Here is a 19422-nt window from a genome sequence, read left to right on the forward strand (position 1 = left end):
AGCGGTCCGGGTCAATCGGGTCAATCACGCCCGTTCCACGGGAATGCCGTATTTACGCAGACGGTAGGCCAGCTTGGGCCGGCTGATGCCGAGCACGCGGGCGGCGAGCGAAAGATTGCCGTTCGCTTCGGCTACCGCCGCGCGCAGCATTGCCGCTTCGGTTTCGGCGAGACCCGGAATTCCGGCGCCATGGGCGGCGGGCGGTGTCGCCTCGACCGGTTCGTTGAGCGGCACGATATTGCCGCTGCGCTTCAGAATGAACGATGAAACGTCGATTTCTTCGCCCGTGGTAAATAGATGGCACAAGTCGAGTGCACCGCCGTCTTCGGCAAGAATCACGGCGCGCTCGATCATGTTTTCGAGCTCGCGCACATTGCCGGGCCAATCGTAGTTGAAGAGGGCGTCGACCGCGCGCTCGCGAAACCCGGTGATGAGCTTGCCGTGCTTCTTCGCGAGGCGCTGCAGGAACCAGTTCATCATCAATGGAATGTCGTCGCGCCTGTCGCGCAGCGGCGGCACCTGAATCGGAAAGACATTCAGGCGGAAGAACAGGTCTTCGCGGAACTGCCCGGCCTTCACGGCCTCCCGCAGATTCACGTTGGTCGCCGCCACGACGCGCACGTCGATCTTGCGTGTGCGCGTGTCGCCCACACGCTCCAGTTCGCCCTGCTGCAACGCGCGCAGGAGCTTGCCTTGTGCGGTGAAGCTGAGTGTACCGACCTCGTCGAGAAAGAGCGTGCCGCCGTTGGCGCGCTCGAAGCGCCCCGCGCGCGAGGACGTCGCCCCCGTATAGCCGCCGCGCTCCACGCCAAACAATTCGGATTCCATGAGATGCTCGGGAATCGCCGCGCAGTTGACCGCGACGAACGGCCCATCCGCGCGTTTGCTGAGGCGATGCAGGTTGTTGGCGAAGACTTCCTTGCCTACGCCGCTTTCGCCGAGAAAGAGCACTGTCGCCTCGGTGGGGGCGACCTTGTTGACCATGTGGCAAACCGTATTGAAACCCGCCGAGATACCCACGACGCCAAAACTGTTCTCGGGGGCGTTTGCGAGCCGCTCGGCAATGCGAGTCGTTGCGGGCTGCATTGCCTGCGGCTCGAGTGACCATTTGACGAAGTCGCCGATCTGCAGAAAGCGCAGGTCGTCCTGCGGGTCGTCCCAGTCTTCCACCGGCTTGCCAACTACGCGGCATTTCGCGTGGCCCATCCCCCGGCATTCGATTTCACGCCAGAGAACCGGGCGCCCCATGAAGGCGCTCGTATAGCCGCAGGCATAGCCGATCAGCATCCAGCATACCGGTTCGTTACCGATGCCGTAGCTCGCGATGTGGGTCTCAGCTTCCGCGCAATCGCTCAGATAGAAGTCGCCGAAATAGTGGCCGCGCTCAACGTCGATATCGAGCGCGATCGGCTCGCAATGAACGATGCCCTCGAGCGATACGAGTTGCGGACCCGCGAGGAAGTCGTCGTAGCTGTTGGAGCCCGCACGCACCTTGCGTGTCATCGCGGCGTCGCGCGAGCCGGCCTGGTAGCCGATGCGGGTCACGAGGCCACGGGCCGTTTCCTTGCCGAGGCTCTCGATCAGCTCCTGGCGCAGTGCGCCGAGCGAGCTGATGTGCATGAGCATCATGCGCTGGTCGTCGAGCCAGATGCGGCCCTGCTGAGGCGCGAAGCGCAACCGCTTGGCCAGATCGTGGATGGCGGGAATGCGGATCTCCGCACGCTGGCGCTCCGCCAGTTGACTGGGGGTATCCGTGCTGGAGGGAGTCCGGGCGACTCCGCGCGTGCGGCTCTTGGGCATGCTGATCTCGATGGCTGCCGGAGGGGGCTCGAGGCCACGCGCCATGTGGTGCAATCGCCGCGCGGATGATGCGCCGCCTGAGCCGGGAGCGTGAAAATGAGCAATAACCGGATCAGGTTACTCCACCGCTCCGGCAGTGGCGATTGGTGTTAATACGCGATCCTGAGCACGGCACCCGGCTCGCGCGGCCGGAGGGGTGCGTTTAAACGAAACGGTCGAAGTGAATCTGGTTGTACGGCACGCGATGTTTTTGCATCAGCAGTTCCTGCACGGCCTCTATCATGGGCGGCGGCCCTGCAAAATAGAATTCGCGCTGGTCGAGCGCTCCGGTGAGCGAGCGTTCAACCTCCGCATGCACGAAGCCCGTTGCGCCCTGCCATGGCAGCGACGGCTCCGGCGACGACAGCACGATCGACACGCTCAGACGCTCCTGTGCAAGCTCGTCGAGTTCCGCGGCTGCGCCGAGATCGGCCTGCGTGCGCGCGCCATAGAAGAAGTGCACGCGTCGCTTGCCGGTCTGCGCAAGCGCGCCGCGTGCGACGGAGAGCATGGGTGCGAAACCCGAGCCGCCCGCAATGCACACGATGTCGCGTGCATTGTCGTCGCGTAGATAGCCGTGGCCGTAGGGACCGTCCATCGCAATCTCGTCGCCCACTTCCAGGGCGTCGAAGAGTGCATTGCTGCCTGCGCCGCCCGGTACGCGCCGGACCATGAATTGCCATACCCCCTCGCCGTTGGGCAGGTTGGACATCGAGTAGGCCCGGGCGCCCTGCGCCTGGGAGGGATAGAGCAGCGCGTACTGGCCAGCGCGGAACTGTGCTCGTGAGGGAATGTGAAACGTGAATTCGCTCATGTCCGGCGTGAGCGCCCGGCGGCCCTCGAGTCTTGCCCGCCAGCGGGCGGGCGCCACGGCGGGAAGATAACTGTCGTCGCAGCGCACGCGTATCGTGCAATCGCCCAGCGGCCGCGACTGGCACGCAAGGCGCTTGCCGCGCTTGCGCTCGCGTTCGCTGAGCCCCGGGGCTTGCGCCCAAAGCGTTTCCATGTCGCCTTCGACAAGCTCGAAGCGGCACGCGCCACATCCCCCGACACTGCATTCGTGCGGCAGTCCGACATCGGCGCGCAGCGCGCCACGCAGCAAAGTGTCTTCCTCTGTGCAAACGCTGAATTGCGCGCCGCCCTCGATCGTAATCCGATGTTTCATTTCACGCTTCCAAAGTTTCGTGGCCGGCTCGCGCCGGCACTGGCTTCACAGCTCGATGCTTGACCGGCCGTGGCTTCAGAGGCCAATCGCTCGCCTGAACTCGCGCGTGGCTTCCTTCGCGCACGCGCCTGCAGCGGGGGCGTCGGGCAGGGCGATGCACCACGCCTCGATGGCGTCGTCGGCGAGCGGCTCCCACTTGCTTACCCACGCGCTCAGTACAGCGTGATTGCCCTCTTGCTCGAGGGCCATCCGAACCAACGCAGCGGCCCAGCGCCGATGACGTTGTGCGTCGATGAGCTGGGCGTCAGTGATGAGCCCCAGCAGGGTGTCGTCGTTCTGACGCGCAGCGGCGCCGAGGCCGCGCAAGATGGTTTCTTCCACGGCGGGGCGCACGACGAGGTTCAGTGCGACGAAGCATTCCGCCCAGTCCCACGCCGTGAGCGCCTGCTCGACTAGCCTGCGCCAGCCCTGCCATGCCGGATCGTGCTCCCAGCCGCCGCGTTCCTCGCTGCCGAAGCCGAGGTCGGCGAAGGTTTGCGACAGCTCCTTCGTGCGATATGCCGTGTGTGTGAGCCAGCGCAGCGAGTCCGCCGTCTGGTATGCGGCGCAGTTCGAGATCGTGGAGGCGGGCGCCATCTGGGTCAGATAGGCCGATCCCATTTGCAATGCATGAAACAGGAAGCGCGCGGGCGTATAGAGACGCGCGAGCGTGCTGGCCCAGGCCCGCGAGAGCATGGCGTCGTGGCCGCGCGTGGAGAACTGGTCTAGCAAGCCGAACACATAGGTTTCCTGACCATCCTGCAGCATGTTGTAGGTGCGATAGACGAGCTCGTCAGGATCGCGAAACGCGTTCCAGTCCGGGTGCGCCAATGGCGATGCGTTGCGGTTGCGCTTGAACCATTGCGCCATTTCAAAATTCGGGTCGAGCTCGAAGGGCGCGTCGGGGTTGTCGGTCGTGTAATGCAGGTTGGTCGAGACGATCTCGTACTCGCTCGGCTTGCGCCGCCGGGCGGCCAGGTAGCTCCACGTTTTCAGCGGCTTGAGGACTTCGGGTTGGGTCATGCTCGTCTCCGGTTAAAGCGTTTTCTCGTAGTAAAAGCGCACATAGTCGTCGGTCGTCTCGATGCGGCCCGCAAACGAGCTGAGGTTGACTTCGAGCTCGGACATCCTGAACGGGCGGCCCAGCGTCTCCTCCAGCGTGGCGCGGCGCAGGATCAGCTCGCCGTCCGTGTCGATGCGCACGTACGCGAGTTTGTCGTCGACGCGGATTGCCTTGCCGGGGTTGTCCTCGTGCGCGGCTTCGATGACGCCGGCCGTGATGCTGCCCGCGCGAAGCACGGGCCCCACGCGGTTGTTGCGATAGGCCTCGGCAGTATTGTCGATGGTCATGGTGTGTTCCCCTGTGGACTCAAGAATGGGCGAAAAGCGGTTCGACGCCGCCGACGGCCACGAGAACGTCGTCGCCTTCGATCTTCACGGCGTACTCGGCAAGCGCGCAGTCGCCGGGGTTGATCCCCTTGCCGGTGTTCGCGTCGAAGGTCCACTGATGCGCGCGGCACATCAGCACGCGGCCGTCGAACTTGCCCTCCACGAGCGGGATATCCTGGTGCGGGCAAATGCCCTGAAACGCACGCGGCTCGCCGCCTTCGGGACGCACCAGCACGATCACGTGGCCGTCCACTTCCACTTCGGTCATCTCGCCTTCCCACAGGTCGTCGAGCGTGCAAACTTTCTGGTATTTCATGTCGACCTCATTCGTCACAAAAGATGAACTCGAGCGTTTCCATCGGCTTGATGTCGGTCGCTTCGAGTTTCGCGTCGCGCGCGTAGAACGCTTCGCCGCCCTGACGGCGCACGCGCACGACCTTGCCGGGCCGCGGCGCCACGCGCCGCCCAACCGAATGGTGAGCCGCGGCGGCGGCGACCTCGTCCATCGTGTTGCCGCCATCCACCGCTACGAGCTGCAATACGAAGTCGTACTGAAAATTGGAAATTACCGGGAAAAGTGCCATGTCGTCCTCCATCTCCTGGCCGCCTCAGGCGGCCTCTTTGTCGTAACGGGTATTGCGGTATGCCTCCACCCACGCATACTTGTGCGCATCGTCCCCGATCTCGCCCGGTGCCAGCCCCATGTACTGCAGTGCGCCGTTCAGGTTCGGCGGCTGGATGTGACCCGCGAGAAAGCGATCCACCAGCGTGAGGTGATCGCGGTAGCGCACAGGGTCCTGCTGGAATACCCAACGGTCGATTTCGGAATTGAAGTGATACGTGCGCCCGTTGTAGTCGTGCGGATAGTCCTTCACGTTCCAGCCGTTGCCCGGAATGGCGCAGATGGGCAACTGGCTCATGTTGCAGACGATCGGCAGCGTCTCGGGCACAGTGAGTTCGGGCTTGCCCGCGAGCAGGTTCTCGATGATGACGTCCCATGCCTTGCCGAACGTGTCGTTCCAGCCCGGATACTTTTCTTCGAGCCAATCGCGGCACTCGGGCGTCATGCCTGCAGCCGGGTTCCACCAGACCGTGGGGCGCCAGAACCAGATGCCGAGCTGGTACGCGTGGTGCTGGTAGTCGAACTCGTTGATCATCTGGTCCCAGTACCACGGCAAATCCAGGCCCAGATCGATCAGCGTGCGTTCGAACTGGCCGACAATCCACTCGCGCATGAATTCCTTGAACGACTGCTTGCGATGCTCGAGCGGCGTCGCGTAATCCATCGACGAGCCCGTGAGCAGGCAGAAAAGACGCCACGCGCGCGCAATGGCGATGTCCACGAGCTTCTGGGCTTCTTCCTTGCGGCCATTGGCGATCAGGATCTGCAATGCGGGGCCGCCAATCTGTGCGTGGCGAGACTCGTCAGTCTGGATGCTGGAAATCAGGCTTGCGAAGGTGAAGTCGCCCGCTTCGGCAGCGTCGGCTGCGAGACCGAGGAACTGCATGTTGGTGAAGCCGGTTTCGAACGCAAACGTGAGCATGACGGCGATTTCGATCGCGCTGCGCGACATGAACAGATCATCGAACGTGCTGCGCGCTGCAATGGCACCCCACTCGTTCGTGTGATAGGCCTTGTGGGCCCAGTCGAACTGGCGGTCCTTTGCGCAGTAATCGTGCGGGAAATAAAGCTGCAACTGGCCGTGGCGATTCTCGTCGAGCATGCCGAAGGTGGCCATGTTGCGCATGCCGGGCGCGCGGCCGAAGCGCGCCATGCGTGCTTCGGCGCTCATGGCCGCGTACTCGCCGAGCGCGATGGCGCCATAGTGCGACTTGAGGATGGAAAGCCAGCCCGGATCGGCGTCCTCGAACATGCGGCTGCGTTCCAGCGCCGCCTTCACGGAGTATGCGCCGGCGTCCTTTTCGCGTTGGATACGGACGTACTCGGGATATGACGTCTTGTATGGCTCGTCGTAGGTTTCCCAACTCGCCATGGGTATACCCTGCGCGCCGGACATGAGGTCGGGGAAGAGGTCGGACTCGGTGACGTAGGTCGGGGTCCAGTTGGTGGCACGGGCGATGTCGTACCAGGCCGCGCGTTCCAGTAACGCCATGTGATGTCTCCTTGTTGGGATGGGAATTGAGCCTGTCCGGCACAACATCCGTTGCACCGGGCGGTTCCTCTCAGAGCAAGGTCGATGCCAAAGCGTGGCTCGCGCCTGTGTTGATCAGGGAAAATCCCGAGATTTTTTGGCGATTGGGCAGATTCCAGGTCGTAATGGTGGCAATGGATTCGACTGTTTACCCCAAGGAGACGAAGTTCGTTTGATGTTCTGCTCAAGTCCTGGCGGCAACCGCAAGGAACTCGTCCTTGATCAATTGATAAAATATCGATATTTATTCAGCAGGTACTAAAATGCCTGAATGAGGGGACGTTCGGGGCGAGGCCGTCCATTGTGAAGCGATTGCTTGTGCCGAAAGTAAAAATTAATATGGATGACGAATTATTGATAGGGCATCGAGAACATCCGGAATCTCATTCCATGGAACCGGGTGTGCGCAGCCTGCGTGCGTCCCATGAAAAGAAAACGCTTGGCGAGTCGCTGCATGGGGTGGTAAGGGTGAGGCGCGCCGTTTGCGGGCGGGCGCCGCCGTGCACAAACGTTCCAGACTTGCAGCCGCGTCTCGCGGATCATGGCTGCCTCGAAAAAGGAGGCAGCATGTTCGATACGAAAGTCGCGCTGGTCGTGCGGGAAAACCTCGCGGTCTGGCAGAAGCTCAATGTGACCGCGTTTCTCGCCACGGGCATCGCGGCGGCGGTGCCCGAAGCACTCGGCGAGCCCTACGAAGACGCGCGCGGGCAACGCTACGGCAGGATGCTGGGCCAGCCGATGATGATCTATGGCGCGGATGTCGGGGGGCTGCAGGCGGCGCTGCGGCGCGGCGTGTCGCGCGAACTTGCGATCGTGCCGTATGTGCACGCCATGTTTTCGACGGGCCATGACGCGGCGAACCGCGAGGTCTTTCGCGCCGAGGACCCGGAGAATCCCGATCTGGTGGGGATCGCGCTATACGGCCCGAAAAACGCGGTGGACAAGGCCGTGAAGGGGTTGGCGCTGCATCGGTAGACGCGTGCTTTCTCCTTCACCCGGCCTTGCGCACCGGCGGAAAACGCCGCTTGCCATTGCCCATGGGAAAGCGGCGGAAGCGCTCCTTCTTGTGCTCTTCCTCGAAGTGCGAGAGCGAGAGCTTGACGAGGTCGCTGCGCGAGACAATGCCCACGAGCCGGCGCGATTCGCGGTCGGCGACCACAGGCAGGCGTTCGAGCCCGTGAATTGCGAGGCGCGTGGCGATCTGCCGGCAGGTTTCCGCGGGCAGTGCCATGTCGGGGGAACGTTGCGCGAGCAACGAGCCGAGCGGCGTGTCGAGTGCCTCGGTCGCGGCGCGCACGGCGTCGAGCATCGCGCGATCCACCACGCCGAGCACCGCGCCGTCGCGCAGCACCGGGAAGGCGCGGTGCTGCTGCGTCGAACCGAAGTAGCGGTCGAGGGCTTCGCGTACGCTGACGTTCGCGTCGATCGTATCGACATTGCGCGTCATCACTTCATCGACGTAATGGCGCTCGAGCGGGTCGACGCCGTACTCGCGATAGATGTGATAACCGCGGCGCGCGATTTTTTCGGTCATGATCGAACGCTTCATGACCACCGTCGCGAAGCCGTGCGCGACCAGCGTGGCCGTGAGCAGCGGCAACAGCGCATTGGTGTCGTGCGTGAGGCCGAACGCGAACACGATGGCCGTGAGCGGCGTGCCTAGCGTGGCGCCGAGTGTCGCCGCCATGCACACGAGCGGCCACAGCGCCGGGTCGCTGCCGGGCAGCACGCGGCTGAAAACGTAACTGAGCACCGAGCCGAGCCCCGCGCCGAGCATGAGCAGCGGGGCGAGCACGCCGCCCGATGTGCCGGAGCCGAGCGCCACGACCCAGATCACGGCTTTCACCACCAGAATCGCAATGGCGACCTGAAGAACGATGTGCTGATGCAGCAGATCGCCGATCACGTCGTAGCCCACGCCGAGCGCGCGCGGCTCGATGAAGCCGCCAATGCCCACCGCGAGCCCGCCGATGGCCGGCCACCACGACCAGTGCAGCGGCAGATGGCCGAACAGGTCCTCGACCTTGTAGAGCGCCGCCGAAAGCCCCGACGCGAGCGCGCCGGCCAGCAGCCCGGCGATGATGCACGAGAAGAGCGCCACGGCGTGCGGCGGGAGCGTCTGCATGGGGAAGAGCGGTGCCGTACCGAAGAACACGGAGCGCGCGAATCCGGCCACCGCGCACGCAAGCGCCACGGGCAGGAAGCTGCGCGGGCGCCATTCGAACAGCAGCAGTTCGACGGCGAGCAGCACGGCGGCGACCGGCGTGCCGAAGACGGCGGTCATGCCCGCGGCCGCGCCCGCCACGAGCAGCGTCTTGCGCTCGGCGGACGTGACGCGCACGCACTGCGCGAGCAGCGACCCGAGCGCACCGCCCGTCATGATGATCGGACCTTCCGCGCCGAACGGGCCGCCGCTGCCGATCACGATGCCCGACGAAAGCGGCTTGAGCACAGCCACCTTCGGCGACATCTTGCTCTTGCCGAAGAGAATGGCTTCGATGGCTTCGGGAATGCCGTGGCCGCGAATTTTCTCCGAGCCGAAGCGCGCCATCATCCCGACGATCAGCCCGCCGATCACAGGCACGACGATGACCCACGGCCCCAGCGTGTTGAGCGCCGGCGAGCGGTCGGCGAACGAGAACTGGCCGAAGAAGAACAGGTTCGTGAACCAGTGGATCAGGCTCAGCAGCACGAACGCCGCGAGCGTGGCCAGTGCGCCGATCACGGCGGCGAGGACGCTGATGCCGGGCAGGCGTGCGTTCGCCGAAAAATCGCGCTTGTGGGAATCGTTGGGATGCATGGTCTCTAAAGATCGATACGCGGAACGGTGAATGCGCCGTCGAGCGATCTCAACTCGGCGCGATGCAGTGCGGCGAGGCGCGCGAGCAGCTTTTCGCCGGCAGGGAGCAGATGCACTTCGACCTGGCGGCGGTCGCGCTCGCTCACGCGGCGCTCGACGAGTTCGATCGCCTCGCAGCGCGAGACGAGCGCCACCACGCCGTGATGCTGCGACTGCAAACGCTCGGCCAGCTCGCCAATGGTCGCCCACGAGCGGCCGGGGTAGCCCTTTACGTGCAGCAGCAGCAGGTACTGCAGCGGCGTGATGCCCTCGGCCTGCGCGGCCTGCTCCGAGAAGCGCTCGAAGCGGCGCATCTGGTAGCGAAATTCGGACAGCTGTTCAAAGTCGACCTTGTCGAGATCGCGCGCGTTTTGTTTCATCGGAAGTCCATGGAACGGTTTCGTCTCCTAACATATCACAATATGATATTTCAACCCGAAGAGGCCCGTCGCATCCCCTCGCGGCCAGGTGTATGGCCGCTAACCGGTTCAGGCAGGCGCCTGCTGCGGCGTCTTCGCCTGGTGATAAAGCCCCGAGATGAGATCGGCTTGCGTGATGATGCCCGCGAGCCGCTTTTCGTGGTCGATCACGGGCACATGGTGGTGCCCGCGGCCCGCAAAAATACGCACGAGTTCGACGATCGGGGTCGTGTTCGCGACGGTCAGCACATGCGTGGTCATCAGCCTGCCGACGTGCTGGCCGGACTCGGCGTGCGGCCGGAGCAGGCGCGCGCTCGCATCGAGCACGAGACGCAGCGGATGCCGCTCGCGCCCGTCGTCGGCGAGGTCGGCGCGCGTGACGATGCCCTTCACCTGGCGATGCGCGTCCACCACGGGCAGCGCTTTCACGTCGTGGCGCTTGAGCAGCGAGCGCGCTTCGCCCACGGTCGTCGCGGGCGTGATGCTCACCACATTGGCCGACATGACGTCGGCGCAGGTGAGTTCGCCGAAGCTGCGCGCGTACGCGCGGATTTCGGCGTCCTGGAGCACGGTTTCGAGGTCGTCGGTGTCGATGTCGAGCATTTCGTCGCGCTCGCGCAGCACGGCTTCGAGGTCGGCGCGCGTGAAACCGGCTTGCGCAGGGGCGGGGCCGGCCACCCGCGGGCGCCGCGCGGCATGCGGGTAGCGGTGCCCCGTGGCGGCGTGATAGACGAGTGCGCCGCCGAGCAGCAGGAACGACTGCAGCGCGACGGGCACGAACACGAATTCATAGCCGAGCGCATGCACGGCCGGGCCGCCCAGCACCGCGGTCAGCGCGACCGCGCCTGACGGCGGATGCACGCAACGCAGCGTAAACATCGCGACGACGGCCACGGCGACGGCCACGGCGGCGGCTGCCACGGGATCATGGATCCACATCGCCGCGCTCACGCCCACAGTGGCGGAAACGAGATTGCCGCCGATGATCGACCAGGGCTGCGCGAGCGGGCTGGCGGGCACGCCGAACAGCAGCACGGCGGAGGCGCCCATGGGGGCGATCAGGTACGGAATGGCGGGATCGCCGCCGAGCAGCCGGTGCGCGAGCGCACTGGTCAGGGCAATACCGACCAGCGCGCCGCCGCCCGAGCGCAGGCGCTCGCGCCATGTGAGGGTGACCCTGGAGGGGGTGAAGCGGGTGAGCCAGCGAAGGACCTTGAAGCGTGACACGATTCGGAACGAACCTGGAACGGTGGGAGCGCAGACGGCTCGGCGCCGCCGAAAGAGAAAGAATTATATCTCAATGTGATATAAATCGCGACGCTTAGTCGCGGCGGTGTTGTATCGAGGATGCGCATCAGACAAGGAATTTGGGGGCGCAACCGGAGCCGGAGCCGCGGATTCCGTTGGGGTCACCCCAACCCCGCCGGTATGCGTCTCAGGCCTTCAGTCAATCCTGGAAGCCGCGGTGAGGCGTCTGCATCCTTCAGTCTCGCGAAACAGAAGGACAAGCCGAGCCTTCGCGCGGCACCGCTGCCGTATCCGGCAGACTCTGCAGCGAGCCATCCGTCACGAAAGGTACGATGCCATGAGCGGCGATGCTGGCCGCAGTCTTGCGCGCGCATTCGGTGTCGGCCGTTGCACAGTAGTCGATTGAAATGACGGGCAAGCCGTACTGTGCCTTCACGTTGTTCGCCATTGCCAGCAGCCAGTTGCGGTCGGCCTCCGGCACAGCGACGTAGCGCGCATTGGCCTGATCCCACCCGCCGTAAAGCGACTCGAACGCAACGGCGCTCACGTCGTCGTGAATCTGCGGCAGCAGTTCGAAGCCGCGATTCAAAATGAGCTTTGCCGCAGGATGGCTCGCCTTGATCGCGCGAATGACGCGCACGATGCCTTCGCGCTGACGTTCGCGCCCGGCGTCGGTCGAAGTCACAAGCTGATACGAGTCGAGCGTATCGAGAAAGAAGCCGCGATAGCCGCGCGCCCAGAGCGGATCGATCACGTGGCGCACGAAGAAGGCGGGCCAGCCCGGGCGGTTTTGGTCGACCACGCGCGAAGCCCAGTTCGCGTTGCGGCCCATCAGCCAGGCCCGCGGCAGTTGCGCGAAATACGTCCGTTCGGGCGTAATCTCGCCGACGCTCGCATAGGCAAACCATTGAGTGCAGGGCAGCGCATGCTCGCGTGGCTGGAACCCGCTGTCCGGCTCGATCACTGCGATGTCGTAGTTTGCGAGCTGCGCCGTGGGCGGCGTCGCGCCGTAGTAGAACGCTACGCGCAGATTCGGCGCAGGCGTGTCGGCAGCGGCGGCGTCCGCGCGCGCAGCGGGCACGGCGCACAAGGCGCACAGCGTGGCGAGGAGCAGCTGCGCGCTGCGTGAGACGGCGTTGCGCGCCAGTGCGATCGAGGCAGGCGGCTGGACTCTGGCACTGCCGCGGCCGGAAAACTTGCGCATGAACTGTTCCGCGTTTCAGGAGAAAGGCATCAGGAGGGAAGAAACGGCCACCAGCAGATCTGGTTGAGCGCCGCAGTCGCCACCGACGGGTTCAGTCCGGCTGAAAGACTTGCGTTCCAGTCGTTCTGTGCCGCGCCTGTTTGCGCGCAGTCCGACAGGTAGTCGAGCGTGCCCGTGAAGAATGCGCTGCGCGGCAAGGTGGCTTCCATGCTGCGCCAGGTCTGCAGTTCCTGTACCTGGGTGCTGTCCTGCGTCGGCGCAAAAACCTGCTCGCCGAAGTCGCCGTCCACCAGCATCGGGAACGCGATGCCGCCGCTCGTGCCGCTTAGCGCCGCAACGGGCGCGTGATTGAGCACGATAGGCGCGCCCGGAAACGCGTTGCGCAATCGCGCGACGAGGTTGAGACCGCCCTGGGCGCAGGCCGTGTCGCAGGGCCCGTCCGACGCGCTCGACCCATGGCCGACCAGTTCGAAATTGTCGAGCATCAGGCCGTCGACGCCGGTAGCCATCAGTTGTGGCGCCACGTAGTCGGCGATCAGGTGCTGATAGTCGCTGTTCGCCGGGTTCATCCAGTATTCCGGATAGCCCGCCATCTTGCCGAGTTGCGCGGCTGTGTTCGTCGAGCACGCCATGAAGCCCGGCGGTGCGTTGTTCCAGTAGGTGCGCCAGGTTTCGCACGCGCCGAAATTCAGGTAGCTCAGCACTTTCGCGCCGTCGCTCCTGAGCGTGGCGATCTGGCTGGGCGTGATGGCGGGACTGCCGTTGGCCGGGTCCGCGTCCACCACGATCAGCCTGAACGTCTGCGCCATGCGTGCGAGGTCCGCCTGGCTTGCGGCGCCATAGTAGACGACCCAGGCCCCGTGCGCGTCCAGATTGCGAGAGCCGGCGATCGTCACGCTGGTCGAACCGTTGATCGGGACGGCGGACGGTGTAGTCGTGTTGCCCGTGCCCGACGTCGCGGGTGGCGAAGCGGGTTGTGACGCGGTGCCGCCGCCGCCGCATCCGGCGAGCAGCACGGCGCTGACGAGCGCGGCGGTGTGCGTACGCAGCACGCTGTTCGGGTGGGCCGTCATTGGAGCATGTAGGTTTCGTATTCGAGCGTGACGAAGCGGGCATCGAGCGTGCGTACGGCCAGGATCGTCACGCTCAGCAGGGCGAGCGCAAAGCCATAGCCATACGCAGCCGGCCCGAGGTGGATCGACAGCAGTGTGAAAAGCGCGTTGAGCACGATGAAGATGCCGGTGAGGCGCAGGACGTCGCGGCGCGTGTCCAGATAGAACATGACGTTGAGCAGGCCGAGAAACAGCACCTGCAGGCTCGCGGCGATCACGTCGACGAGCAGCAGCGGCAGATACAGCGACGAGATGCGCAGCACGCCGAGCAGCGCGGCGCCGAACCCGAGCATCAGCAGGACCACCACGATCTGGACCTTGACGATTTCGGAGAGGCCTGCACGCACGCTGCGCACCATCATGTCGCGCATCGCGTTGATGCGTTGCAGGGTGGCGCCTGTACGTACTGCGTCATAGAACGCGTCGTAGTAGCCGGCAAAATCGGCTTCGATGCGCACAAGGAATGCCGCCATGGCCGGCATCACGCACACGTAGGCGAGAAACACGGGAATGTCGTAGATGACCGAGGCGTGAAACCAGCCCACCACGCGCGTACCGGTGACGTCCGAGAACCAGAAGATGAATTTGTCGGCCCACACGCCGAGGTTGAATAACAGCCCGACCCAGGCAAGGCTCGGGTAGACGAACCTGCGGTCGAACACTTCGAACGAGATGTGGCGTGAGCCGGGATACTGACGGTGCACGATCACCGAGAGGCACAGCAGCAGGATCGCATGGCCGGCCACGAAGCCGCCGAGCAAGCCCACGAGCCCGTGACGGTTGAGCGCCAGTGCGAGGCCGACCACGGCGCTGTAGCCGATCGCGAACGACCACAGGACTTGCCGGTACTGCTTCACGCTCGAGAGGAAGATCACGGCGATCCAGATGTTGCTGGCGATCACGAAGCCGGCGATCATCAGGATGCGGTAGGCGAGTGGCGTCTGGTCGAAGCCGATGCTCATCGCGAGGATGCCGAGCAGGCCCGAAACGGCCGTGCAGACGAGCTGGACCGCGCGGTAATTCGGCAGCACGAGGTCGTCGCGGCGCTCGTAGAGCCGGTCCGACACGAAGCGCGTGAACGAGAGCTGCAGCGGCCCCGTCACAATCAGGCTGCAGGCGATCATGTAGGTGACCGACACCTGAAACTGCGTGATCAGCACGCCCGGTATCACCACGGCAAAGCTCAGCGCCCCAATGATCAGGATGCCGAAGCACGAGAGGATCATCGGGCCTGAGCTGATGAGCCCCGCATAGAAATAGGCGCGCGCGACGCCCGTGAGCGTTTCGCGGCGCATCAGCTTGCGCAGTTCGAATCCAATGCCGGCCATCAGCGACTCCGGTTAAAAGCCGCGCGCAGCGCGGCAAGCGCGCCGCCGCGCCCTTTTCCGTGGACAGGACAGCCCGGTGCCGACAGCGCTGCACCGGACACGATGTCGTTGCGTGGGTGCCCGGTCTGCGCGGCACAGCGCGCGTAGATCGCTTCGTAGCGCTCGACCATCTGGCTGCGCCGGTAGTAGCGCTCGGCGCGCTGCGCCGCGGCGCGCTGGGCGGCGAGCCAGCGCGGCTCGTCGCTGAGCAGCGCGAGCGTCGAGCTCGCGAGTTCGGCTGGATTGGCGATCTGCACGACCGCCCCCGCCGCGCCGAGCGCGCGGTCTTCGGGCAGCGCGCCTTCGATCAGTTCGCGGCACGCGCCCACATCGGTCGTAATCGCCGGCACGCCGGCCGCGAAGCCTTCCAGCACCACGAGCGGCAGCGCCTCGCTGATCGAGCTGAGCGCGAGCAGGTCGATCTGCGGCAGCACATCGTCGATGCGCTGGAAGCCGAGGAACTTCAGGTTGCGCTGCAGGCCGAGGCTTTGCGCGAGTGCGTGGCACTCGCGTGCGTAGGCGGGGTCTTCGTCCTCGGGGCCGACGATCCAGCCTTCGATGTCGGGCATCGTGCGCGCGGCGATGAAGATCGCGCGGATGAAGGTCTTGATGTCCTTGATCGGCACCACGCGTCCAATCAGCGCGACGACGCGGCGTGGCCGCGCGCGCCGCTGTGCGGCGAGCGGCATCAGCCGGTCCACGTCGATGCCGTTCGGGATCGTGCGGGTGCGCTCGGCGCGCGCGCCGTCGGCGATCTGGCGCTGGCGGTTGCCTTCGTAGAGCGCGACGATTTCGTCGGCGGCGTCATAGGCGAGACGACCGAGCGCCTCGAAAAAACGCAGCCACAGATCGCGGAAATAGCTCACATCCGAGACGTCGCGCTCGAACACGCCGCGGTTATCGCGTATCCAGCGGCTTTGCAGCAGGTCGATCTTGCGCTCCTTCGTGTAGATGCCATGCTCGCTCACGATGAGCGGACGCCCCGTGCGGTGGTGCAGCAGCGCGCCCAGGTAGCCGGCGTAGCCGGTCGAGATCGTGTGATAGGTCTGCGCGCGCACGGTCTGCGCGGCCACGCGGGCGAGCTGCCAAAGCGGCTGGTGCATGTGGCGCACGGTCCAGAAGTAGTCGGTGAACGATGGGTCCGTGCAGCGCTCGAGATATTGCTGCTCGATGTACTCCCACGCCTCGCGGCTATGGAGGAACTGTTCCGACGACAGACGCCCGCCATCGCCGAGCATCGAAATGAGCTCGACCATCATCGCGCCGATCTCGGGCGGCTGATCCCGGCTGCGCAGCATCTCGTGGAACGCCGCGGACCTGGCGAAGGCTTCGCGCTCGCCGCGCACGGCGCGGTGATGAAGTTTGGCGTCCGCGGGCGCGGCTTCGTAAAGATAGTGCTCCTCGAAGTGCACGACGTTCTCCGGCAGCGCATAGGCGGGCCTGCCGTAGTCCTCCTTGCGCCCGCCGATGAAGACGATGCCGAACGTCCGCTGCGGGTACGCGCGGATCATCTCGTTGACCCAGCTCGATACGCCGCCGCGCACGTAAGGGAAGGTGCCTTCGAGTAGCAGGCAGACGTCGGCTTGCGCCGCGCGGCGCTCGAGCGATGTGTCCATCAACGTGTCCAGTAGTCGATCACGGGTTTGAGCGCGGGCGTTCCGGCGTGCCGCGCAAGCTCGCCGACGATCGCGGCGGCTTCGGCGTGACGGCCCTGACGAAAGGCGGCCTCGGCGAGCCACGGCAGCAGGCGCTCGCGCGGGAAGCTGAGTTCGCGCGCACGCTCGAGCAGTGGCGTGGCTTCGTCGGCGCGGTCGCGGGCGAGCGCGAGGCGCGCGAGCAGCAGGCAAAGGGCGGCGTCGCGCTCGCCCTCGGCGAGCGCCTGCGCGCGGCGCGCGTGCATTTCGGCCTCGGCGATCGCATGGTGGTAGACGTCGCCCTGCGCGAGCCGCTGGTACACGAGTTCGAAATGCAGCTCGGCGAGCTGGCGGTGCAGCGCCAGCTGCTCCGCTTCGGTGCCGGCACGGGTGAGGGCGTCCTCGCACGCGAAGATGCGGTTGACGATCTCGTTTTCGGCCTGGTCGAGCATGCCGTAGGCGAGCAGGCGCAGGTCGTCGACGGGGTCGGCGAGCAGCTCGCGCAGCAGCGTGCCCGTGGTGCGCGTGGGGAGCTGCTGGATTGCCACCAGCGCGGCGAGGCGGTCGCCTGTGGCCGCATGGCGGTTCGCGAGGCGGGCCTGCACGCGCGTGCCCGCCGCGTGCGAGACGCGTGAGACGAGGTGCGAGACGAATTCGGGGCGGCCCACGACGTCGGTCGCGCGCGCTTCCCGCGCGGTGGCGAGTCGCGCGCCGGCAACGCTGGCGAGCACTTCGAGCAGCCCGCCCGCGCACGGCACGAAGAAAGAGAGCGCCCAGAGATGGAGCAGCGCGGCACGGCTCGGCTCACGCTGCGCGGCAGGCATCAGGCGGCGGAACAGGAGCGCCTCGGCTGCCGCCGCCAGTGCCTGGAGCGCCAGAAAGTACGCGAGCGGCGCCAGGCCCGCCGGCGGGTGGAACGCGCTCCAGAACGCCGCGCCTTGCAGCAGGGCGGCGAGCGGCAGTACGAGCAGGATCGCGACCGCGTCACTCATGGGTTGTCACCCGCTGCAGCAGGTCCACGAGATTCGTCTTGCTCGATGCACCCGTCACGTGCAACGTGTGCACGCCCACGCGGGCGCGTTCGAAATCGGTATCGAACTGGTTGCGCAGATTCGTCTCGATTCGGGCCAGATAGCCGGCTACGCCCGTCGTGTCGGCGAGCGGCATGAGGTTCACGAGCACCGAGCGTTGCGCCGTTTGCAGCGACCAGGCCAGGTCGGCCGAACGCCCGCGGCGCAGGACGTGTTCGAAGAGCGAGTCGTGCGCTTCGCTGCGCGGGAACGACAGGGCCACTACGGACGACTCGATGCCGCTGCGCTGATGCAGGCGCACGAGGCGCCCATACTCGAGGCCGAAATCGCTCGGGCAGTTGGGCACGGCGTCCATGAGCTCGCGCGTGGCGCGGGCGTACTCGAGGCCGTCGCCGTAGTAGCCGAGCAGGACGAACAGCAGTTGCAGGTTGTCGTGCGTGAGCGAGAGAAACGGCATACGCTGAACCACGAGCAGCGCCCGTGTCTCGCCCGTGGCAGCGATGAGCGGCGCGCAGGCGATATAGCGGCTGCCGCTCGCGAGCATGTCCGCCGACTTCAGGTGCGCGAGCTGCCCGCTCGAGAGGGCCAGCGCGATGAGCGGATCGCCGGCGTCGAGCTCGAAGGGCTCGCCGGCGCTCGCGAGCGCTTCGGGCACGAGCTGGCCGCCGCGCACGGGGCACAGCGCCGCGACCTCGATCTGGCAGGCGCGCGCGACGAACTCGATGAGCCGCGTCGTGCCGGGCAGCCCGCTCGCCGCGGCCGACGCGTCGGCGGCCGTGCCGCCCGAGAGCTGGCGCAGCTCGTTGATCGAGTCGCGCAGCGTGGTCGGGCGCGTGAGCAGGTCGCGTTCGAGCCGCTCGTGCGAGAGCCGCAGCAGGTAGTGGTTGTCGGTGAGTGCCGTGAGCCGCTCGTTGAGGTAGTCGTTGACCGCGTTGGCGCGGTCCGCACGCACGTTCCAGGTGTCGGCGAAGTGGCCAGCCAGGATCACGAGCACGCCGCCGCCCACGAAGAACGGCGTGGGCCACGGCATGCCGGCGGGGTAGGCGAGCAGCCAGAGCGCCGCGAGCAGCAGCCCGGAGCCGAGGCCCGGCGCCACGCCATAGCGCAGGGCGATGAGCGTCGGCACGAGCCACGGCCAGGGGAAGCCGCTTTTGAGCAGGAGCGGATCGGTGCGGTCGACGAACCATGCGAGCGCGAGCGCCGCGATTGTCACGAGCGCAGCCTCGAGCCACGCGAAGCGCGAGCGCGTGACCGGTGCGAGCAGGTTGCGCAGCCAGCCCGGGTCGCTATGGGGCCGCTCATACAGGTGCCGCCGGCCGGTGCCGCGCTCGCGTGTGGCCGGATCGCGGCCGTGATTGATCTGGACGTCCATCGGCGTCTCGCGTTGTACGGTTCAGCCGTGCGCGGCCAGCGGCGCGAGCAGTTTGCCGATGAGGCTCTGCGCCGTGGCGCCGAGGCCCGAGCGGCTCCAGCCCGTGCGCGAGCCCGTCGCGCTCCAGACCACGCGTCCCGAGGGCAGCTCGCGCAGCTCGAAGGACAGGGCGACGGCGGGTTCGCCGTCCACGCCGACCTTGTAGCGCCACTCCTCCACGGCGCCTGTCAGCACATACTTCGCATGCTGTGTGCGGGCCCAGTCGAGTCCCTGCTCGAGGCTCGGTTGCGTCGAGGCGTCGAAGCTCGCACTGTTGCTGTCCGTGCTTGCCATGGCTACGGTGCCCGCATGGCCAAGCTGGCGCAGCGCGTTGGCGGCAATGGACTGCGCGGCGCGTCCCGCGTCCGGCGTTTCGGTGAAGTTCGCGAGCGGCAGCACGGCCACGCCGCCCGCTGCCGCGAGCGACGGCGCCGGCGTCGAATCGACGCTGGCACACGCGCTCAGGCCCAGCATGCACGCGGCGGCCAGCATCAGCCCCCAGCTCCTGCGGATGCGCTCGATTGCATTCATGTGTGCTTTTCCTTTCCGGTTCATTGAGTGTCTGCCTCGGC

The 19422-nt window shown here is 66.0% G+C and carries 18 protein-coding genes; 1 reads left to right on the forward strand and 17 read right to left on the reverse strand.

Annotated features, from left to right (window positions below):
• Positions 1–24: 24 nt before the first annotated feature.
• The 7 genes from BHE01S_RS00315 to BHE01S_RS00345 form a co-directional block, all read right to left on the reverse strand.
• The gene (locus BHE01S_RS00315) at positions 25–1707 is read right to left on the reverse strand and encodes a sigma-54-dependent Fis family transcriptional regulator (protein WP_042259403.1); all 1683 of its coding nucleotides are present in this window, start codon (positions 1705–1707) and stop codon (positions 25–27) included.
• A gap of 295 nt (positions 1708–2002) precedes the next feature.
• The gene (locus BHE01S_RS00320) at positions 2003–3004 is read right to left on the reverse strand and encodes a 2Fe-2S iron-sulfur cluster-binding protein (RefSeq protein ID WP_042259267.1); all 1002 of its coding nucleotides are present in this window, start codon (positions 3002–3004) and stop codon (positions 2003–2005) included.
• A gap of 75 nt (positions 3005–3079) precedes the next feature.
• Complete coding sequence (locus BHE01S_RS00325) at positions 3080–4066, reverse strand: aromatic/alkene monooxygenase hydroxylase subunit beta (RefSeq protein ID WP_042259268.1); 987 nt, start codon at positions 4064–4066, stop codon at positions 3080–3082.
• Between the two features lie 12 nt (positions 4067–4078).
• A complete protein-coding gene (locus tag BHE01S_RS00330; RefSeq protein WP_042259269.1) occupies positions 4079–4393 on the reverse strand; it encodes an MmoB/DmpM family protein in 315 nt (104 codons plus the stop codon).
• A gap of 19 nt (positions 4394–4412) precedes the next feature.
• Entirely contained in the window at positions 4413–4748 is a 336-nt protein-coding gene (locus BHE01S_RS00335) for a Rieske 2Fe-2S domain-containing protein (RefSeq protein WP_042259270.1), read from the reverse strand.
• 7 nt (positions 4749–4755) lie between these two features.
• Positions 4756–5016: a toluene-4-monooxygenase system B family protein gene (locus BHE01S_RS00340; RefSeq protein WP_042259405.1), complete on the reverse strand. Its 261-nt coding sequence runs from the start codon at positions 5014–5016 to the stop codon at positions 4756–4758.
• 24 nt (positions 5017–5040) lie between these two features.
• Positions 5041–6546 carry a ferritin family protein gene (locus tag BHE01S_RS00345; RefSeq protein ID WP_042259271.1) on the reverse strand — a complete coding sequence of 502 codons (1506 nt, stop codon included), beginning with the start codon at positions 6544–6546 and terminating at the stop codon, positions 5041–5043.
• A gap of 606 nt (positions 6547–7152) precedes the next feature.
• Between BHE01S_RS00345 and BHE01S_RS00350 the strand changes: the two genes are divergently transcribed.
• Positions 7153–7560, forward strand: a complete 408-nt coding sequence (locus BHE01S_RS00350; RefSeq protein WP_042259407.1) for a DUF2000 domain-containing protein — start codon at positions 7153–7155, stop codon at positions 7558–7560.
• Positions 7561–7576: 16 nt separating this feature from the next.
• Here BHE01S_RS00350 and BHE01S_RS00355 read toward each other — a convergent pair whose 3' ends face one another.
• The 10 genes from BHE01S_RS00355 to BHE01S_RS00400 all read right to left on the reverse strand — a co-directional run bounded on the left by BHE01S_RS00355 (position 7577) and on the right by BHE01S_RS00400 (position 19381).
• Positions 7577–9385, reverse strand: a complete 1809-nt coding sequence (locus tag BHE01S_RS00355; RefSeq protein WP_042259272.1) for a chloride channel protein — start codon at positions 9383–9385, stop codon at positions 7577–7579.
• 5 nt (positions 9386–9390) lie between these two features.
• Complete coding sequence (locus BHE01S_RS00360; RefSeq protein WP_042259273.1) at positions 9391–9804, reverse strand: MarR family winged helix-turn-helix transcriptional regulator; 414 nt, start codon at positions 9802–9804, stop codon at positions 9391–9393.
• Positions 9805–9912: 108 nt separating this feature from the next.
• Entirely contained in the window at positions 9913–11070 is a 1158-nt protein-coding gene (locus tag BHE01S_RS00365) for an HPP family protein (protein WP_042259274.1), read from the reverse strand.
• A 256-nt stretch (positions 11071–11326) separates the two neighbouring features.
• Entirely contained in the window at positions 11327–12295 is a 969-nt protein-coding gene (locus tag BHE01S_RS00370; protein WP_084068434.1) for an endo alpha-1,4 polygalactosaminidase, read from the reverse strand.
• A gap of 29 nt (positions 12296–12324) precedes the next feature.
• Complete coding sequence (locus BHE01S_RS00375; protein ID WP_042259276.1) at positions 12325–13368, reverse strand: endo alpha-1,4 polygalactosaminidase; 1044 nt, start codon at positions 13366–13368, stop codon at positions 12325–12327.
• Positions 13365–14735 (reverse strand): exopolysaccharide Pel transporter PelG, encoded by a 1371-nt coding sequence (pelG, locus tag BHE01S_RS00380; RefSeq protein ID WP_042259278.1) that lies wholly within the window; start codon positions 14733–14735, stop codon positions 13365–13367. The genes BHE01S_RS00375 and pelG overlap by 4 nt, the downstream gene beginning before the upstream one ends.
• Entirely contained in the window at positions 14735–16390 is a 1656-nt protein-coding gene (pelF, locus tag BHE01S_RS00385; protein ID WP_042259280.1) for a GT4 family glycosyltransferase PelF, read from the reverse strand. The genes pelG and pelF overlap by 1 nt, the downstream gene beginning before the upstream one ends.
• Entirely contained in the window at positions 16390–17400 is a 1011-nt protein-coding gene (locus BHE01S_RS00390; protein ID WP_042259282.1) for a hypothetical protein, read from the reverse strand. The genes pelF and BHE01S_RS00390 overlap by 1 nt, the downstream gene beginning before the upstream one ends.
• Positions 17393–18811, reverse strand: a complete 1419-nt coding sequence (locus tag BHE01S_RS00395; protein ID WP_052405611.1) for a PelD GGDEF domain-containing protein — start codon at positions 18809–18811, stop codon at positions 17393–17395. The genes BHE01S_RS00390 and BHE01S_RS00395 overlap by 8 nt, the downstream gene beginning before the upstream one ends.
• A gap of 21 nt (positions 18812–18832) precedes the next feature.
• On the reverse strand, positions 18833–19381 hold the full coding sequence (locus tag BHE01S_RS00400) for a hypothetical protein (protein ID WP_042259283.1): 549 nt from the start codon (positions 19379–19381) through the stop codon (positions 18833–18835).
• Between the last annotated feature and the right edge of the window lie 41 nt (positions 19382–19422).

Source organism: Paraburkholderia heleia NBRC 101817 (genome assembly GCF_000739775.1).
In the GTDB taxonomy this organism is placed as follows: Bacteria; Pseudomonadota; Gammaproteobacteria; order Burkholderiales; family Burkholderiaceae; genus Paraburkholderia; species Paraburkholderia heleia.

Coding starts and splice junctions, on each gene's coding strand:
- BHE01S_RS00340 (WP_042259405.1), bottom strand. CDS start 5,016: ATGGCACTTTTCCCGGTAATTTCCAATTTTCAGTACGACTTCGTATTG.
- BHE01S_RS00330 (WP_042259269.1), bottom strand. CDS start 4,393: ATGACCATCGACAATACTGCCGAGGCCTATCGCAACAACCGCGTGGGG.
- BHE01S_RS00355 (WP_042259272.1), bottom strand. CDS start 9,385: ATGCATCCCAACGATTCCCACAAGCGCGATTTTTCGGCGAACGCACGC.
- BHE01S_RS00395 (WP_052405611.1), bottom strand. CDS start 18,811: ATGGACGTCCAGATCAATCACGGCCGCGATCCGGCCACACGCGAGCGC.
- BHE01S_RS00320 (WP_042259267.1), bottom strand. CDS start 3,004: ATGAAACATCGGATTACGATCGAGGGCGGCGCGCAATTCAGCGTTTGC.
- BHE01S_RS00400 (WP_042259283.1), bottom strand. CDS start 19,381: ATGAATGCAATCGAGCGCATCCGCAGGAGCTGGGGGCTGATGCTGGCC.
- BHE01S_RS00360 (WP_042259273.1), bottom strand. CDS start 9,804: ATGAAACAAAACGCGCGCGATCTCGACAAGGTCGACTTTGAACAGCTG.
- pelF (WP_042259280.1), bottom strand. CDS start 16,390: ATGGACACATCGCTCGAGCGCCGCGCGGCGCAAGCCGACGTCTGCCTG.
- BHE01S_RS00345 (WP_042259271.1), bottom strand. CDS start 6,546: ATGGCGTTACTGGAACGCGCGGCCTGGTACGACATCGCCCGTGCCACC.
- BHE01S_RS00375 (WP_042259276.1), bottom strand. CDS start 13,368: ATGACGGCCCACCCGAACAGCGTGCTGCGTACGCACACCGCCGCGCTC.
- pelG (WP_042259278.1), bottom strand. CDS start 14,735: ATGGCCGGCATTGGATTCGAACTGCGCAAGCTGATGCGCCGCGAAACG.
- BHE01S_RS00370 (WP_084068434.1), bottom strand. CDS start 12,295: ATGCGCAAGTTTTCCGGCCGCGGCAGTGCCAGAGTCCAGCCGCCTGCC.
- BHE01S_RS00350 (WP_042259407.1), top strand. CDS start 7,153: ATGTTCGATACGAAAGTCGCGCTGGTCGTGCGGGAAAACCTCGCGGTC.
- BHE01S_RS00335 (WP_042259270.1), bottom strand. CDS start 4,748: ATGAAATACCAGAAAGTTTGCACGCTCGACGACCTGTGGGAAGGCGAG.
- BHE01S_RS00390 (WP_042259282.1), bottom strand. CDS start 17,400: ATGAGTGACGCGGTCGCGATCCTGCTCGTACTGCCGCTCGCCGCCCTG.
- BHE01S_RS00325 (WP_042259268.1), bottom strand. CDS start 4,066: ATGACCCAACCCGAAGTCCTCAAGCCGCTGAAAACGTGGAGCTACCTG.